Below are 16,443 nucleotides of genomic sequence, written 5' to 3'. Positions count from 1 at the left end.
GACGACCCGACGTGTGGTGCCGCTCCTCCGGGCCGGCCTGGTGGTGCTCTTCGCGGTGCTCCTGCTGCTGCAGGTGATGTCGCTGCCCGGCCAGTTCAGGCACATGGCCGAGCAGGACCCCGGGTCGGCCTGGCTGCGCTGGCCGCTCACCGTCGGGGCGGTGTTGGGCGTCCTCTGCGTGCAGGTCGTGCTGGTCTGCACGTGGCGGCTGCTGACCCTGGTGCAGCGCGACCAGATCTTCACCACGGCCTCCATCCGCTGGGTCGACACCATCGTCTACGCGGTCGCCGGGGCCGAGCTGCTGCTGCTGTGCCTGCTCGTGCTCGTCGGCGCCACCGCCGACGACCCCGGTTTCCTGCTGCTGGTGCTGCTCGTGGCCACCGGCGTCGCCGTCCTCGGGCTGGTCGTCGTCGTCATGCGGTCGCTGCTCAAGCAGGCCACCGTGCTGCGCAGCGACCTCGACGAGGTCATCTGATGCCCATCGTCGTGCGGATCGACGTCGAGCTGGCCCGCCGCAAGATGAGCGTCGGGGAGTTCGCCGAACGCGTCGGCCTCACCCCGGCCAACGTCGCGGTGCTCAAGAACGGGCGCGCCAAGGCCGTCCGGTTCAGCACCCTGGAGGCCATGTGCCGGGTGCTGGACTGCCAGCCCGGCGACCTCCTGGAGTGGGAGCCCGACCCCGAGACGCCCTGACCCCGAGACGCCCTGACCCCGGGACGCCCTGACCCCGGGGAACCCGCTGGACGGGGCGGCCAGGATCGTCCCGTGACACACCCCGACCTCGACCTCGCCGCCCGGGTGGTGGCGCGGGCCTTACCGGCGTGGGCCGGGCTGCCGCTGCGGGCCGTCGACCCGCAGGGCCACGACCACCGCACGTACCGGCTGGGCGACGCCCTCGCCGTCCGGCTGCCCACCGCCGGCGGGTACGTGCCGCAGCTGGTGAAGGAGGTGCGGTGGCTGCCGCACCTGGCCGCGCACCTGGCACACCCGGTGCCCGAGGTCGTGGCCGTGGTCGAGCCGGACGAGGTCTTCCCGTTGCCCTGGTCGGTGCGCCGCTGGCTGCCCGGTGAGGTCGCGTCCCGGGCGGACGGCGACCCGCTGACACTGGCCGGCGACCTGGCGGACGCCCTGGTCGCGCTGCGCGCCGTCCCCGCCGCCGACGGGCCACCGCCCGGGCAGCACAGCGCCCACCGTGGTGCGTCCCTCCGGCACTACGAGGCGGAGGCCCGGACGGCGGTGGGTGCGCTGCCCGCGGCGGACCGCGAGCGTGCCGACCGGGTGCTCGACGCAGCGGTGGCGACCCGCTGGGAGGGCCCACCCGTCTGGTTCCACGGCGACGTCGCGGCGGACAACGTCCTGGTCCGCGACGGCCGGTTCACGGCCCTGCTGGACTGGGGCTGCGCCGGCGTCGGCGACCCCGCGTGCGACGTCGTCCCGGCGTGGACGGTGTTCGAGGGGGAGGCCCGCGCTGTCTACCGGGAGCGACTGGCCGTGGACGACGACACCTGGGCCCGCGGCCGCGGCTGGGCGCTCTGGAAGGCCGTGATCACCCTGGCAGATCCCGACAACGGTGCGGCCGCCCGCACCACCCTCGCCGCCGTCCTCGCGTGAGCCCGTCGAGTGCGCAGTCATGCCGGTCATCCGCTGCCGGTGACCGGCATGGCTCCGCACTCGACGCGGGGATGCCGACGCTGGGATGCCGACGCTGGGGGGTCAGTCCTCCAGGGCGGCTTGGAAGGCGGCGAGCTTGTTCTTGGTCTCCACCAGCTCGGCCTCCGGGTCCGAGCCCGCGACGATGCCGCAGCCGGCGAAGAGCCGGGCCTGGGCGCCGCCGTCGCCACCGGTGAGCTGGGCGCAGCGCAGGGCCAGGCCGAACTCGCCGTCGCCGCGGGCGTCCAGCCAGCCGACCGGGCCGGCGTACCGGCCGCGGTCCATGCCCTCGAGCTCGGCGATCACCCGGGCCGCGGCCGGGGTGGGGGTGCCGCAGACGGCGGCGGTCGGGTGCACCGCGTCGACCAGGTCGAGCAGGCCGGCGGTGGAGTCCCGGCGCTGGGTGCCGCGCACGTCGGTGGACAGGTGCCGCACGTTGGGCAGCGTCAGCAGCTGTGGGGACGACGGCACGTCCAGCGTCGCGCAGAACGGGCGCAGCGCCTGCGCGAGGGAGGCCACCGCGTACTCGTGCTCGGCGAGGTCCTTGGCCGAGTGCACCAGGGCGTCGGCGAGCCGGGCGTCCTCGGCGTCGGCACCGCGGGCGGCGGTGCCGGCCAGCACCCGGGAGGACAGCTCCCGGCCGGTGCGGCGCAGCAGCAGCTCGGGGGTGGCGCCCAGCAACCCGTCGACGGCGAAGGTCCAGCAGTCGGGGAACCGGCTGGCCAGGCGCAGCAGCAGCCGGCGCGGGTCCAGCGGGTGGTCGGCGGTGACCAGCAGGTCCCGGGCCAGCACCACCTTCGCCAGCTCACCGGCGTCGATGCGCTCCACGGCCCGGGCCACGGCACCGCACCAGGTCACCGGGTCCAGGGCGCCGTCGGCGTAGGCCAGCTGGCCGATGGAGGTGTCGGCCTCCTCGCCGGAGGTCTCCAGCACCGGGCGGTCGGCGGCGTCGCCGGTCGTCGTCACCCAGGTCTGCCCGCCCCGTCGTCCGACCACGACCTCGGGGACGACGAAGACCGACGTCCCGACGGCGGGGTCGAAGGCGACCGAGGCGAACACGACCGGCCCCGAGCCGGGGACGCCGAGCGGGTCGGTGACGTCGGTGCGGGCACAGCGGTCGGCCCACCAGGCCGAGGCCTCGGCGAGCGCACCGGGGCCGCTGACCTCGAGCCGGTCAGCCTCGCCCCAGCCGACCAGGCCCTCGCCGCGGCGGACCCAGGAGACCGCGCCCTGGACCGGGAGCAGGTTGAGCAGGGGGGTCCGGCGGGTGCCGAGCGGGGTCGTGACCACGGCGTCCGTCGCTGGGGGAGTGCCCAGGGCCACCGTGCTCACCTGCTCCAGAGTAGGAGCACCGCCGTATCGTCGTCGGGCGTGAGCTCAGGAGATCCGACACAGGGCACGGGCTACCGCGCGACGCTGGACAAGCGCCCCGCCGAGGTCGCCGCGATGTTCGACCGGGTCGCGGGCAAGTACGACCTGACCAACACGGTGCTCTCCGGCGGGCTGGACGCCGGCTGGCGGCGGGCCACCCGCGAGGCGCTGGGCGCCCGCCCCGGGCAGACCGTGCTGGACGTCGCCGCCGGCACCGGGGTCTCCACCGTCGAGCTGGCCTCGGGTGGGGTCACCGCCATCGCCTGTGACTTCTCCCAGGGGATGCTGCGTGCCGGGTCCCACCGGCCGGTGCCGATGGTCGCCGGGGACGCGATGGCGCTGCCGCTGGCCGACGAGAGCGTCGACGGCGTCGTCATCTCCTTCGGGCTGCGCAACGTCGCGGACCCCGACGCCGCGTTGCGCGAGTTCCGCCGGGTCACCCGCCCAGGCGGCACGCTGGTGGTGTGCGAGTTCTCCAGCCCGGTCTGGACGCCGTTCCGCACCGTCTACACCGAGTACCTGATGAAGGCGCTGCCGAAGATCGCCACCGCGGTCAGCAGCAACCCCGAGGCCTACGTGTACCTGGCCGAGTCGATCCGGGCCTGGCCAGCGCAGCCGGCGATGGCGGCGAAGCTGCAGGCCGCCGGCTGGGCCGACGTGGCCTGGCGGGACCTGACCGGCGGCATCGTGGCGCTGCACCGGGGCACCCGGGTCTGAGGCGGTTGGGCGGGTGCCGGCCGGGGCACCCCCGGGCATGACGTTCCCCGCGACACCCGACCCCGGTCCCGACGGCCTCCCGCCCACCCCGGTGGACCCGGTCCCGTCCGAGCCCACCCCGCCGACGTCCCCGCCGACGTCCCCGGTGCCCAGCCCGACCGACCCGATCGCGCCGCCGCCCAGCTGAGCGTCCGTAGGATCGGCCGGTGACGAGCGCACCCCAGCCCACCGGTCGGTCCGCGGACGTCGTGGTCGTGGGCGCCGGGCCGGCCGGGTCGAGCGCCGCGTACTGGCTGGCCGCCGCCGGGCTCGACGTGGTGGTGCTGGAGAAGGCGCACTTCCCGCGGGAGAAGGTCTGCGGCGACGGCCTCACCCCGCGCGGGGTCGCCGCGCTGCACGCGATGGGCGTGGACACCTCGCAGGGCTGGGTCCGGCACCGCGGCCTTCGGGTCTTCGGCGGCGGGCAGGTCACCGAGGTCGACTGGCCGGAGCTGTCGCGGTGGCCGGGGTACGGGCTGATCCGCACCCGCGCCGACCTGGACGACCAGCTCGCGCGGCACGCGGAGGCCGCCGGCGCGCAGGTGCACCACGGCGTCACCGTCACCGACCCGCTGCTCGACGACGCCGGCCGGGTCTGCGGCGTGCGGGCCCAGGTCGGCCCGGACAAGGAACCGGTCACCTGGCGGGCGCCGCTGGTCGTCTCCGCCGAGGGCCTGTCCGGCCGGCTGGCCAAGGCGCTGGGCCTCAACCGGCGCACCGACCTGCCGCTGGGGGTCGCCGTCCGGCAGTACGTGCCGACGCCGCGGGGCGCCGACCCGTACCTGGACATCTCCTTCGACCTGACCGACCGCGGGCCCGATGCCGCGTCGATGCCCGGCTACGGCTGGCTGTTCCCGATGGGCGACGGGACGGCGAACGTCGGCTTCGGCTTCCTGGACACCCGCCGCACCGCCGACGACGACGCCCGCACGGTCTACCGCCGCTGGCTGGCGACCCTTCCCCCGGAGTGGGAGCTCGACGTCGAGGCGGCCACCCCGCTGCGCGGTGCGGGGCTGCCCACGTCGCTGTCCCGCCGGCCGGCCTACACCCGCGGTCTGCTGCTGGTCGGGGACACCGCCGGGTCGGTCAACCCGTTCAACGGGGAGGGCATCAGCTACGCCATGGAGACCGCGGCGACCGCCGCCGCGGTGGCCGTGGAGGCGCTGGCGCTGCCCGAGGGCCCGGCCCGGGAGGCCGCGCTGCGCCGCTACCCGGTGCGGCTGGCCGAGCAGTACGGCGGGCACCACCGGCTGGGCGCGGGCTTCCTGGCGATGCTCGCCCGCCCCGACTTCACCCGGTTCGCCCTGGCGCACGGTCTCAAACGCCCCGCACTGGTGCGCGCCGCGCTGCGGTTGATGGGCAACCTGCACGATGGCCGGGACGGCGACGCCCTGGACCGGACCCTCGCCGTCCTGACCCGGGTGCTGCCCGCCGCCTGACCGCGGGACCCCGCCCGTGACCTGCCCGCGAGCAGGGAAGGGCACCCTCAGTTCCGCCACGCCGTCGGGGGGTCTCTTCCCTCCGGTGTGATCTCCGACATAGGGTCGAACCAGAACGGCTTGTGAACCAATTCACAAGCTCGTCGAGGACCCCGGGGGAGGCAGCAGCGGTGCTCGCGACCTACGTCCCGCTCGTCGGGCTGTTCGTGCTGGCGGCGGGGTTCGCGCTGTTCTCGGTGACCGCGGCGCCCTTCATCGGCCCCCGGCGCTACAACCGCGCCAAACTCGAGGCCTACGAGTGCGGCATCGAGCCGGTCGACCAGCCGCTCACCGGCGGCCGCTTCCCGATCAAGTACTACCTGACCGCGATGTTGTTCATCGTCTTCGACATCGAGATCGTCTTCCTCTACCCCTGGGCGGTCGCCAACGACCAGCTCGGGGTCTTCGGCCTGGTCGAGATGGCCGTCTTCATCGCCACCGTGTTCATCGCCTACGCCTACGTCTGGCGTCGCGGTGGACTGGAATGGGACTGAGCACATGGGCCTGGAAGAGAAGCTCCCCAGCGGCGTCCTGCTGACCAGCGTCGAGAAGCTGGTCAACTGGACCCGGAAGTCCTCGCTGTGGCCGGCCACCTTCGGCCTGGCCTGCTGCGCGATCGAGATGATGGCCTCGGGCGCCGGGCGCTACGACCTGGCCCGCTTCGGCATGGAGGTCTTCCGGGCCTCCCCGCGACAGGCGGACCTGATGATCGTGGCCGGGCGGGTGAGCCAGAAGATGGCGCCGGTCCTGCGCCAGATCTACGACCAGATGCCCGAGCCGCGCTGGGTGCTGTCGATGGGCGTCTGCGCCAGCTCGGGCGGGATGTTCAACAACTACGCGATCGTCCAGGGCGTCGACCACATCGTCCCGGTGGACATGTACCTGCCCGGCTGCCCGCCGCGGCCGGAGATGCTGATGGACGCCATCCTCAAGCTGCACCACAAGATCCAGCACGAGCCGCTGGGCCCCAAGCGGGCGGCGGCGCTCGCCGCTGCCCGGGCCGACGGCACCGCCCCCGACCTGCACGTCGCGATGCCCTCCACGGTGCGCGTGGACAAGGCGGCGAAGAAGGCCTACGAGGACGCCGCCGCCCGCGGCCGCACCGGCCAGTTCGCCATCGAGCAGCGCGGGGGCAACGCCGTCCTGCTGCCGGGTGAGCGGTCGTGACCGGCTTCCGCACCGGCGCCTTCGGCGTCAGCGGCAGCGGTGACACCTCCGGCTTCGGCGGCCTGGTCCGGGTCGAGCCCGGCGGTGCGGTCGCGCTGCACTCCACCGAGCGGCCCTACGGCGGCTGGTTCGACGAGGTCACCGACGCCCTGGTGGACGCCGTCGGGCAGGCCACCTACGACGCCGCCGTGCCGCGGGTGCTCGTCGACCGCGGCGAGATCACCTACTTCGTCGAGCGCGAGCACCTGCTGGCCCTCGTCCAGGCCCTCCGGGACGACGACGCGCTGCGCTTCGAGCTGTGCTCCTCGGTGTCCGGCGTGGACTACCTGGACGCCGGCGGCCCGGCCGGCAAGCGGCTGCACGTCGTCTACCACCTGACGTCGATGACCTACCGGCGCCGGGTCCGGCTGGAGGTCGCCGTCACCGCGGAGGACCCACACGTGCCCAGCGTGACCCGGGTGTACCCGACGGCTGACTGGCACGAGCGGGAGGCTTTCGACATGTTCGGCGTCGTCTTCGACGGCCACCCGGCGCTGACCCGGATCCTCATGCCCGACGACTGGGACGGGCACCCGCAGCGCAAGGACTACCCGCTCGGCGGCGTCCCCGTGGAGTACCACGGCGCGACGATCCCGCCCCCGGACGAGAGGCGGTCCTACCGGTGACCACCACCGACCCCTACGCCGGTTCGCGCGAGACCACCGAGGGCCGGGTCTACACGGTCACCGGGGGCGACTGGGACCTGACCTTCGGCTCGGACCCGCTCGCCGAGGAGCGGCTGGTCGTGAACATGGGGCCGCAGCACCCCTCCACCCACGGGGTGCTCCGGCTGGTGCTGGACCTCGAGGGCGAGACGGTCACCAAGGCCCGCGTCGTCATCGGCTACCTGCACACCGGCATCGAGAAGAACACCGAGTACCGGACCTGGACCCAGGGCACGACCTTCGTGACCCGGATGGACTACCTGGCGCCGCTGTTCAACGAGACCGCCTACTGCCTGGCGGTGGAGAAGCTGCTGGGCATCGAGGTGCCCGAGCGGGCCACCACCATCCGGGTGCTGGTCATGGAGCTCAACCGGATCGCCTCGCACCTGGTCGGACTGGCCACCTTCGGCATGGAGATGGGCGCCCTCACCGGGATGACCAACGGGTTCCGCGAGCGCGAGCTCGTGCTGGACCTGCTGGAGGAGATCACCGGGCTGCGGATGAACCACGCCTACGTGCGCCCCGGCGGCCTGGCCCAGGACCTCCCCGACGGGGTCGAGGCCAAGATCCGCGAGTTCCTCACCGTCATGCCCGAGCGGGTCGCCGGCTTCCACCGGCTGCTCACCGGCCAGCCCATCTGGCAGCGCCGGCTGCGCGACGTGGGCTACCTCGACGTCACCGGCTGCCTGGCCCTGGGCGTCACCGGCCCGATCCTGCGCAGCGCCGGGCTGCCCTGGGACCTGCGCAAGGTCGAGCCGTACTGCGGCTACGAGACCTACGACTTCGAGGTCCCCACGGCCGACACCTCCGACGCCTGGGGCCGCTACCTGGTCCGGATGGCCGAGGTCAACGAGTCGCTGAAGATCGTCGAGCAGGCCCTGGACCGGCTGCGCCCGGGCCCGGTGATGGTCGAGGACAAGAAGATCGCCTGGCCCGCGCAGCTGTCCCTGGGCGCCGACGGCATGGGCAACTCCCTGGACCACGTCAAACACATCATGGGCCAGTCGATGGAGGCCCTGATCCACCACTTCAAGCTGGTCACCGAGGGGTTCCGGGTGCCGGCCGGGCAGGTCTACCAGGCCATCGAGTCCCCCCGCGGCGAGCTCGGCTTCCACGTGGTCAGCGACGGCGGCACCCGCCCGTTCCGGGTGCATGTGCGCGACCCGAGCTTCACCAACCTGCAGGCGACGGCGGCGATGAGCGAGGGCGGCATGATCGCCGACGTCATCGCCGCGATCGCCTCGATCGACCCCGTGATGGGAGGCGTGGACCGATGACCGCGTTGCCGGGATCCGCGGAGGGGACGGCGGTGACCGGGCTGGACTCCAGCCCGACCGAGGTGCGTGCGGACCTCCCGCCGCTCACCGACACCACCCGCGCCGAGTGCCGGGAGCTGATGGCCCGCTACCCGGTGCCCCGCTCGGCGCTGCTGCCGATGCTGCACCTGGTCCAGTCGGTGCAGGGGTACGTCTCGCCCGAGGGCATCGCGCTGTGCGCGCAGGAGCTGGGCCTGACCAAGGCCGAGGTGGGCGCGGTCGCGACGTTCTACACGATGTACAAGCGCCGTCCCACCGGCCGGCACCTGGTCAGCGTCTGCACCAACACGCTGTGCGCGGTGCTCGGCGGCCAGCGGGTCTACGACCGGCTGTCGGCCGAGCTGGGCGTGGGCCACGACCAGACGACCGCCGACGGCTCGGTCACCCTGGAGCACGCCGAGTGCCTGGCGGCCTGCGACTACGCCCCCGTCGTCACGGTGGACTACGAGTTCTACGACCAGCAGGACGTCGAGTCCGCCCTCGAGCTGGTCGCCGCGCTGCGCCGGGGCGAGAAGCCGCCGCCCACCCGCGGTGCCCCGCTGACCGACTTCCGCGGCGTCTCCCGGCAGCTGGCCGGGCTGTCCCAGCACGCCGACGCCGTGGCCGCGCAGGCCGCCGTCGACGGGCCCTCGGCCGGCGTCCCCACCCTGCGCGGGGTGCGGCTGGCCGCCGAGCGCGGCGAGTCGGCACCCCTGATGCCCACCCCCGCCGCCGCGGCATGGGATCCCTCGCACACGGCAGACGGTGCCAGCGATGTGCAGGGGATCCCACGCCAGGGCGGGGCGGGGGACGGCGGGACGCCCGGCGAGCAGGCCGCCGACGCCGAGGTCGCCGCCGCGGACAACCCGGCGGAGCGGGCCGGCGCGCTGTCCAACCACCCCGACCGCCCCGAACCGGCCGGCCGTGCCGCGGCCGACCGGGACGCCGGCGTCGAGCACCCCGCCGAGCAGGCCCAGTCCGGGTCCGGCACCTCGATCGAGCGAGAGGTCTGAGCCATGCCGCTCACCCCCGTCCTCACCACGCGCTACGCCGAGGACCGGTCCTGGACCATCGAGACCTACGAGCGCACCGAGGGCTACGTGGCCTGGCGGGAGGCGCTGGGCATGACGCCCGACGAGCTGGTGACCCTGGTGAAGGACTCCGGCCTGCGCGGCCGCGGCGGCGCCGGGTTCCCGACCGGGATGAAGTGGTCGTTCATCCCGCAGCCCAAGCCGGGGGAGACCCCGACCGGACCGGCCGCCAAGCCCAAGTACCTGGTGGTCAACGCCGACGAGGGCGAGCCCGGGACCTGCAAGGACGTCCCGCTGATGATGGCCGACCCGCACTCCCTGGTGGAGGGCGTGGCCATCGCCTCGTACGCCATCCGCTGCCACTACGCGGTCGTCTACGTCCGCGGCGAGGCCGTGCACGCCCACCGCCGGCTGGTCGCCGCCGTCGCCGAGGCCTACGCCGCCGGCCACCTCGGCAGGGACGTGCACGGCTCGGGCTTCGACCTCGACGTCGTCGTGCACGCGGGGGCCGGCGCCTACATCTGCGGGGAGGAGACGGCGCTGCTGGACTCCCTGGAGGGCATGCGCGGGCAGCCGCGGCTCAAGCCGCCCTTCCCCGCCGTCGCCGGGCTCTACGGCGCCCCGACGGTGGTCAACAACGTGGAGACCCTGGCCAGCGTGCCGTTCGTGGTGCGCGGCGGGTCGGCCTGGTTCAAGGCCTTCGGGCCGGAGAAGTCGCCCGGGCCCAAGATCTACTCGCTGTCGGGCCGGGTGGTGCACCCCGGGCAGTACGAGGCGCCGATGGGCACCACGATGCGCGAGCTGCTGGAGATGGCCGGCGGCGTCCGGCCCGGGCACCAGCTCAAGTTCTGGACGCCGGGCGGTTCCTCCACCCCGTACTTCACCGCCGACCACCTCGACGTCCCGCTGGACTTCGACTCGGTCGCGGCGGCCGGCTCCATGCTGGGGACGACGGCGCTGATGGTCTTCGACGAGACCGACTCGATCGTCGAGGCCACGATGCGCTTCACCGAGTTCTACGCCCACGAGAGCTGCGGCAAGTGCACCCCCTGCCGGGAGGGCACGTACTGGCTGACCCAGATCCTGGAGCGGCTGGTCGCCGGGCACGGCCGGGCCACCGACCTGGACCTGCTCACCGACACCTGCGACAACATCCTGGGCCGCTCCTTCTGCGCCCTGGGCGACGGCGCGACCAGCTGCATCGCCTCGAGCCTGAAGTACTTCCGCGACGACTACGTCGCGCTGCTGCCCCCCGACGAGCAGGGCCGGCTGGGCCGCTCGCTGCGTCTCGAGCCCGTGGGAGCGAAGGCATGACCACCCCCGAACCCGCCCCCGCCCAGGCGCCCGCGGTCCCCGGACCGCACACCCCGGCCGACCACGTCCGCTGCACCATCGACGGCTTCGACGTCGCCGTGCCCGCGGGCACGCTGATCATCCGGGCCGCCGAGCAGATCGGGGTGCAGATCCCGCGGTTCTGCGACCACCCGCTGCTGGAGCCGGTCGGGGCGTGCCGGCAGTGCCTGGTGGAGGTGGAGGGCCAGCGCAAGCCGGTCGCCAGCTGCACGGTGCCGGTCAGCCCGGACATGGTGGTGAGGACCCAGCTGACCAGCGAGGTCGCCGAGAAGGCCCAGCAGGGCACCCTGGAGCTGCTGCTGGTCAACCACCCGCTGGACTGCCCGGTCTGCGACAAGGGCGGGGAATGCCCGCTGCAGAACCAGGCGATGAGCAACGGGCGCTCGGAGAGCCGGTTCGTCGAGACCAAGCGGACCTACCCCAAGCCGCTGCCGATCAGCTCCCAGGTGCTGCTGGACCGGGAGCGCTGCGTGCTCTGCGCCCGCTGCACCCGGTTCTCCCAGCAGGTCGCCGGCGACCCGTTCATCGAGCTCTTCGAGCGCGGCGCGCTGCAGCAGGTGTCGGTCAGCGAGGGCGAGCCCTTCGAGTCCTACTTCTCCGGCAACACGGTGCAGATCTGCCCGGTCGGTGCGCTGACCAGCGCGGCCTACCGGTTCCGATCGCGCCCCTTCGACCTGCGCAGCGAGCCCAGCGTCTGCGAGCACTGCGCCTCGGGCTGCGCCCAGCGCACCGACTACCGGCGCGGCACCGTGATGCGCCGGCTGGCCGGCGACGACCCGGCGGTCAACACCGAGTGGAACTGCGACAAGGGCCGGTTCGCCTTCCGTTACGCCGCGGCCAACGAGCGGCTCACCACCCCGCTGGTCCGCCGGGACGGCGTGCTCCAGCCGGCGTCCTGGCCCGAGGCCTGGGCCGCCGCGGCCGCCGGCCTGGCCGCCGCCCGTGCGGACGGCGGGGTCGGGGTGCTGCCCGGCGGCCGGCTCACCGTCGAGGACGCCTACGCCTACGCCAAGTTCGCCCGGGTCGCCCTGGGCACCAACGACGTCGACGCCCGGGCCCGCGCGCACTCCGCGGAGGAGCTGTCCTTCCTGGCCGCGCACGTCGCCGGCACCGCGCCCGGCGCCGGGGCGGTCACCTACGACGAGCTGGTCGCCGCCCCCGCGGTGCTGATGGTCGGCTTCGAGCCCGAGGAGGAGTCGCCGATCGTCTTCCTCCGGCTGCGTCGGGCGGTCCGCGAGCGGGCCCTGCCGGTCTTCGACGTCGCCCCGTTCGCCACCCGGGCCGACGAGAAGCTGGACGCCACCCTGCTGGCCACCCCGCCCGGGCTGGAGGGGGCGGTGCTGCGCGCGCTGGCCGCCGACTCGGCCGGTGGTGTGGGCGCCGCGGCCGCGGCGGCGCTGCGGCTGGAGGGTGCCGTCGTGCTGGCCGGTGAGCGGCTGGCCGAGACCCCGGGCGCGCTGTCGGCGCTGTCCGCCCTGGCCCGCGTCACCGGCGCCCGGATCGGCTGGGTGCCCCGGCGGGCCGGGGAGCGCGGTGCCGTCGAGGTCGGCGCGCTGCCCGCGCTGCTGCCCGGCGGCCGGGCGGTGGAGGACCGGGTGGCCCGCGAGGAGGTCGGCGCGCTGTGGGGCGCCGAGCTGCCGGTGAAGCCCGGCCGGGACACCACCGGCATCCTCACCGCCGCCCGCGAGGGCCGGCTCGGTGGCCTGCTCGTCGGCGGTGTCGACCCCGCCGACCTGCCCGACCCCGCGCTCGCCGAGGCCGCGCTGGCCGCCGCCGGGTTCGTGGTCAGCCTCGAGCTCTTCCCGACCGCGGTCACCGACCACGCCGACGTCGTCCTGCCGGTGGCCGCCGCCCCGGAGAAGGCCGGCAGCTACCTGGACTGGGAGGGCCGGGTCCGCCCCTTCGACGCGACCCTGCACGGCACCGGCGCGCTGACCGACGCCCGGGTGCTCACCGGGCTGGCCGACGCCCTCGGCGTCCGCCTCGGGCTGGCCGGGGTGGACGCGGCCCGCCGCGAGCTGGTGGAGCTGGGCGGCGCCGGGCGGACCCGCGAGGTCCGTGGCTTGGACGTCGCCCCCGCCGCCAGTCCCCGGCTGAGCCCCGACGACGCCGTCCTCGCCTCCTGGCACCAGCTGCTGGACGACGGCACCCTGCAGCGCGACGAGCCGGCGATGGCCGGCACCGCCCGCCCGCCGGTCGCCCGGCTGGGCAAGGAGACCGCGCTGCGCCTGGGCGTCGCCGACGGGGACCCGGTCACCCTGACCGGCCCGGCCGGGTCGATCACCCTGCCGGTGCAGGTCACCGAGATGACCGACCGGGTGGTGTGGGTGCCGATGCGCTCACCGGGCAGCCACGTCCGCACCGGCCTGGGTGCCGGCCCCGGCGCCGTCGTCCGGCTCACCCCGGGGAGCGCCGCGTGAGCGTCCTGGCCGCCACCGACCAGCCCACGCTGGAGGACTTCGGCACCGACGTCTGGTGGATCGTCGTCATCAAGGTCGTCGGCGTCTTCGGCGTGCTGGTGGTCATGACGCTGTTCGCGATCGTCTTCGAGCGCAAGGTCGTCGCCCGGATGCAGCAGCGCTCGGGGCCCAACCGGGTCGGCCCGCGCGGCTACCTGCAGAGCCTGGCCGACGGGCTGAAGCTGGCGTTCAAGGAGGACGTCATGCCGGCGATGGCGGACAAGCCGGTCTACTTCATCGCCCCGGTCGTCGCCACGATCCCGGCGTTCCTGGCCTTCTCGGTCATCCCGCTGGGCCCCGAGGTGTCGATCTTCGGCCAGCAGACGCCGCTGCAGCTCATCGACGCCCCGATCGGGGTGCTCATCGTGCTGGCCTGCTCGGCGATGGGCGTCTACGGGATCGTGCTCGGCGGCTGGGCGTCGGGGTCGACGTACCCGCTGCTGGGCGGCCTGCGCAGCGCTGCCCAGATGGTCAGCTACGAGATCGCCATGGGGCTCTCCATCGTCGCGGTGTTCCTCTACGCCGGCACGATGAGCACCTCCGAGATCGTCGCGGCCCAGGCCGGGGGCAACGAGCTGGACTTCTTCGGGCTCACCTTCCAGGGCCCGTCCTGGTACGCCGTCCTGCTGCCGGTGTCCTTCGTCATCTACGTCATCGCCGTCGTCGGGGAGACCAACCGGGCGCCCTTCGACCTGCCCGAGGCCGAGTCCGAGCTGGTCGGCGGGTTCCACACCGAGTACTCCTCGCTGAAGTTCGCGCTCTTCTTCCTCGCCGAGTACGTCAACATGGTCACCGTCTCCGCGCTGGCCGCGACGCTGTTCCTGGGCGGCTGGCGGGCGCCCTGGCCGATCTCGGTCTGGGACGGCGCGAACACCGGTTGGTGGCCGCTGCTGTGGTTCGCCGGCAAGGTCGTCGCCGCGCTGTTCGTCTTCATCTGGCTGCGCGGCACCCTGCCCCGGCTGCGCTACGACCAGTTCATGCGCTTCGGCTGGAAGGTGCTGGTCCCCACCGCGCTGGTGTGGATCCTCGCGGTGGCCACCATGCGCACCGTCTCCCGGGAGTACGACCTGTCCAGCGGCGAGGTCGCGCTCTACGTCGGCGTCCCGATCGCGGCGGTCGTGCTCGGGGTGCTGCTGGTGGCCTCCCGGCGGGCCAACCGGGACACCCGGATCGCCGCGCTCAACGCCGCGGCCGGGTCGATCAACCCGACCGAGCCCGAGGTGCTGCCCCCGGTGCGCACCGCGGGGGCCCGCCGCCGGCCCGCGCAGCGCTCCGGCCCGGCCCGCGCCGAGGGCGGGTTCCCCATCCCGCCGATGGACCTCGTCGTCCCGCCCTCGCCCCGCCTGGGCGACGGCGAACCGGTCGCCGCCGGGTCCGTCGTCAGCACCGGCCGCCGTTCCCGCCCGACCCCCGCCACGGAGGAACCCGATGCCTGAGCAGACCCCCGCCCGGCGCTCCGGCGGTGAGGTCGAGCAGTCCGGGGGGACGGCGTCCGCGCCGGCCAAGCGGACCAGCTGGCTGCCGGCACCGGCCCAGGGCTTCGGCGTCACCTTCGCCACGATGTTCACGAAGGTGACCACCGAGCAGTACCCGGAGACCCCCAAGGTCACCAAGCCGCGCTACCACGGCCGGCACGTGCTCAACCGGCACCCGGACGGCCTGGAGAAGTGCGTGGGCTGCGAGCTCTGCGCCTGGGCCTGCCCGGCCGACGCCATCTACGTCGAGGGCGGCACCAACACCGAGGAGCAGCGGTTCTCCCCGGGGGAGCGGTACGGCGCGGTCTACCAGATCAACTACCTGCGCTGCATCTTCTGCGGGCTGTGCATCGAGGCCTGCCCCACCCGCTCCCTGACGATGAGCAACGACTTCGAGCTGGCCGACGACGACCGCGCGTCGCTGATCTACACCAAGGAGCAGCTGATGGCCCCGCTGCTGCCCGGCATGGAGCAGCCCCCGCACCCGATGCGCCTGGGGGACGACGAGAAGGACTACTACCTGCGGGTGCCGGGGGCGGGCTCGTGACCGACGTGCTGGCCGCCGTCGAGATCGGCACCGGCGAGGCCGTCACGTTCTGGGTGCTGGGCCCGATCGCGCTGGCCGGGGCGCTGGGCATGGTCTTCGCCCGCAACGCCGTGCACTCGGCGCTGTTCCTGGTCAACACGATGCTGGCACTCGGCGTCTTCTACGTCGTCCAGGAGGCACCGTTCCTCGGCGCGGTGCAGATCATCGTCTACACCGGCGCGATCATGATCCTGTTCCTCTTCGTGCTGATGCTGGTCGGCCGGGACTCCTCGGACTCCGTGGTGGAGACCCTGCGGGGCCAGCGGGTCGCGGCCACCGTGCTGGGCGTCGGCTTCGCCGGCCTGGTCGGGGCCGGCATCGCCCGGGCGACCCAGGACCTCCCGGTCGCGGGCCTGGAGGCCGTGCAGGGCGGCGCCGGGGGAGCGGCAGACGGCAACATCGAGGCGATCGCCCGGCTGCTGTTCACCCGCTACCTGCCGGCCTTCGAGGTCACCAGCGCGCTGCTGATCACCGCCGCGGTCGGGGCGATGGTGCTGGCGCACATCGAGCGCGAACCCGGCAGCCGGCAGACCCAGAAGGAGCTGTCCCGCGCCCGGTTCCTCACCTCCGAGCACCCGCAGACCCTGCCCGGCCCCGGCATCTACGCCCGGGCCAACTCGATCGCCGCCCCCGGCCGGCTGCCCGACGGCAGCCCGTCCGAGGCCAGCTTCGCCACCGGGGTCGAGCCCCAGGTGGTCGACGAGCTGCCGCCGGGCGGCCACAGCGGTGGCGGGTGGGGTCCGGGGGCAGGGCGGGGCGATGGCCCCGACGGCGCGCTGGGGACCACCCGCGGGACCGGGGGAGAGCTCCGATGAGCCTGACGAACTACCTGGTGCTGGCCGCGGTGCTGTTCACCATCGGCGCGGTCGGCGTGCTGGTGCGACGCAACGCCATCGTGGTCTTCATGTGCATCGAGCTGATGCTCAACTCGGTGAACCTGACGCTGGTCACCTTCGCCCGGGCCACCGGCACCCTCGACGGGCAGGTCATCGCGTTCTTCGTGATGGTCGTCGCCGCGGCCGAGGTCGTGGTCGGTCTCGCGATCATCATGTCGATCTACCGCACCCGCCGATCGGCGTCGGTCGACGACGCCAACCTGCTGAAGTACTGAGCGGAGC

Annotated in this window: 16 protein-coding genes and 1 pseudogene; 16 read left to right on the top strand and 1 reads right to left on the bottom strand. The window is 74.0% G+C overall.

The annotated features are described in order from the left end of the window. The first annotated feature begins 13 nt into the window (after window positions 1-13). The 3 genes from ASG41_RS02925 (at window position 14) to ASG41_RS02915 (ending at window position 1,611) form a co-directional block, all read left to right on the top strand. Window positions 14-475, top strand: a complete 462-nt coding sequence (locus ASG41_RS02925; protein WP_235564397.1) for a DUF2975 domain-containing protein — start codon at window positions 14-16, stop codon at window positions 473-475. Further along, window positions 475-693, top strand: coding sequence for a helix-turn-helix transcriptional regulator (locus ASG41_RS02920; protein WP_056289357.1), 219 nt, complete (start codon window positions 475-477; stop codon window positions 691-693). Before ASG41_RS02925 ends, ASG41_RS02920 begins: the two co-directional genes overlap by 1 nt. Window positions 694-765: 72 nt before the next feature. Next, window positions 766-1,611 carry an aminoglycoside phosphotransferase family protein gene (locus tag ASG41_RS02915; RefSeq protein WP_056289355.1) on the top strand — a complete coding sequence of 282 codons (846 nt, stop codon included), beginning with the start codon at window positions 766-768 and terminating at the stop codon, window positions 1,609-1,611. A gap of 102 nt (window positions 1,612-1,713) precedes the next feature. Here the strand turns inward: ASG41_RS02915 and ASG41_RS02910 are convergent, their stop codons facing one another. Beyond that, complete coding sequence (locus tag ASG41_RS02910) at window positions 1,714-2,982, bottom strand: isochorismate synthase MenF (RefSeq protein ID WP_082556478.1); 1,269 nt, start codon at window positions 2,980-2,982, stop codon at window positions 1,714-1,716. Window positions 2,983-3,021: 39 nt separating this feature from the next. On the opposite strand from ASG41_RS02910, the gene ASG41_RS02905 reads away from it, so the two are divergent. The 13 genes and pseudogenes from ASG41_RS02905 to nuoK all read left to right on the top strand — a co-directional run bounded on the left by ASG41_RS02905 (window position 3,022) and on the right by nuoK (window position 16,436). Then, window positions 3,022-3,738, top strand: a complete 717-nt coding sequence (locus ASG41_RS02905; protein ID WP_082556477.1) for a demethylmenaquinone methyltransferase — start codon at window positions 3,022-3,024, stop codon at window positions 3,736-3,738. A 206-nt stretch (window positions 3,739-3,944) separates the two neighbouring features. Next, on the top strand, window positions 3,945-5,216 hold the full coding sequence (locus ASG41_RS02900; protein WP_056289350.1) for a geranylgeranyl reductase family protein: 1,272 nt from the start codon (window positions 3,945-3,947) through the stop codon (window positions 5,214-5,216). A 170-nt stretch (window positions 5,217-5,386) separates the two neighbouring features. Continuing rightward, a complete protein-coding gene (locus ASG41_RS02895; protein ID WP_056289347.1) occupies window positions 5,387-5,749 on the top strand; it encodes an NADH-quinone oxidoreductase subunit A in 363 nt (120 codons plus the stop codon). 4 nt (window positions 5,750-5,753) lie between these two features. Further along, a pseudogene (locus ASG41_RS02890) lies at window positions 5,754-6,221 on the top strand (NADH-quinone oxidoreductase subunit B family protein); the annotation flags it as partial. Window positions 6,222-6,418: 197 nt separating this feature from the next. Continuing rightward, a complete protein-coding gene (locus tag ASG41_RS02885) occupies window positions 6,419-7,087 on the top strand; it encodes an NADH-quinone oxidoreductase subunit C (protein ID WP_056289341.1) in 669 nt (222 codons plus the stop codon). Then, entirely contained in the window at window positions 7,084-8,403 is a 1,320-nt protein-coding gene (locus tag ASG41_RS02880) for an NADH-quinone oxidoreductase subunit D (RefSeq protein WP_056289339.1), read from the top strand. The genes ASG41_RS02885 and ASG41_RS02880 overlap by 4 nt, the downstream gene beginning before the upstream one ends. Further along, window positions 8,400-9,434: an NADH-quinone oxidoreductase subunit NuoE gene (gene nuoE, locus ASG41_RS02875; protein WP_056289335.1), complete on the top strand. Its 1,035-nt coding sequence runs from the start codon at window positions 8,400-8,402 to the stop codon at window positions 9,432-9,434. Before ASG41_RS02880 ends, nuoE begins: the two co-directional genes overlap by 4 nt. Before the next feature lie 3 nt (window positions 9,435-9,437). Next, the gene (gene nuoF, locus ASG41_RS02870) at window positions 9,438-10,766 is read left to right on the top strand and encodes an NADH-quinone oxidoreductase subunit NuoF (RefSeq protein WP_056289331.1); all 1,329 of its coding nucleotides are present in this window, start codon (window positions 9,438-9,440) and stop codon (window positions 10,764-10,766) included. Beyond that, a complete protein-coding gene (locus ASG41_RS02865; protein WP_056289330.1) occupies window positions 10,763-13,225 on the top strand; it encodes an NADH-quinone oxidoreductase subunit G in 2,463 nt (820 codons plus the stop codon). Before nuoF ends, ASG41_RS02865 begins: the two co-directional genes overlap by 4 nt. After that, a complete protein-coding gene (nuoH, locus tag ASG41_RS02860) occupies window positions 13,222-14,700 on the top strand; it encodes an NADH-quinone oxidoreductase subunit NuoH (RefSeq protein ID WP_056289326.1) in 1,479 nt (492 codons plus the stop codon). Before ASG41_RS02865 ends, nuoH begins: the two co-directional genes overlap by 4 nt. Then, window positions 14,693-15,286: an NADH-quinone oxidoreductase subunit NuoI gene (nuoI, locus tag ASG41_RS02855; RefSeq protein WP_082556476.1), complete on the top strand. Its 594-nt coding sequence runs from the start codon at window positions 14,693-14,695 to the stop codon at window positions 15,284-15,286. Before nuoH ends, nuoI begins: the two co-directional genes overlap by 8 nt. Next, the gene (locus ASG41_RS02850) at window positions 15,283-16,140 is read left to right on the top strand and encodes an NADH-quinone oxidoreductase subunit J (RefSeq protein WP_056289322.1); all 858 of its coding nucleotides are present in this window, start codon (window positions 15,283-15,285) and stop codon (window positions 16,138-16,140) included. Before nuoI ends, ASG41_RS02850 begins: the two co-directional genes overlap by 4 nt. After that, window positions 16,137-16,436, top strand: coding sequence for an NADH-quinone oxidoreductase subunit NuoK (nuoK, locus tag ASG41_RS02845; protein WP_056289320.1), 300 nt, complete (start codon window positions 16,137-16,139; stop codon window positions 16,434-16,436). Before ASG41_RS02850 ends, nuoK begins: the two co-directional genes overlap by 4 nt. Window positions 16,437-16,443: the final 7 nt, after the last annotated feature.

Source organism: Modestobacter sp. Leaf380, from assembly GCF_001424485.1.
GTDB lineage: Bacteria > Actinomycetota > Actinomycetes > Mycobacteriales > Geodermatophilaceae > Klenkia.
The sequence above is the reverse complement of the archived record's forward strand: the minus strand, read 5'-3'. Positions and strand labels throughout refer to the sequence as shown.

Bases quoted from the DNA above. Each gene is read 5' to 3' on its own strand.
- nuoK (WP_056289320.1), top strand. From the start codon at position 16,137: ATGAGCCTGACGAACTACCTGGTGCTGGCCGCGGTGCTGTTCACCATC.
- ASG41_RS02865 (WP_056289330.1), top strand. From the start codon at position 10,763: ATGACCACCCCCGAACCCGCCCCCGCCCAGGCGCCCGCGGTCCCCGGA.
- nuoE (WP_056289335.1), top strand. From the start codon at position 8,400: ATGACCGCGTTGCCGGGATCCGCGGAGGGGACGGCGGTGACCGGGCTG.
- ASG41_RS02920 (WP_056289357.1), top strand. From the start codon at position 475: ATGCCCATCGTCGTGCGGATCGACGTCGAGCTGGCCCGCCGCAAGATG.
- nuoI (WP_082556476.1), top strand. From the start codon at position 14,693: ATGCCTGAGCAGACCCCCGCCCGGCGCTCCGGCGGTGAGGTCGAGCAG.
- nuoF (WP_056289331.1), top strand. From the start codon at position 9,438: ATGCCGCTCACCCCCGTCCTCACCACGCGCTACGCCGAGGACCGGTCC.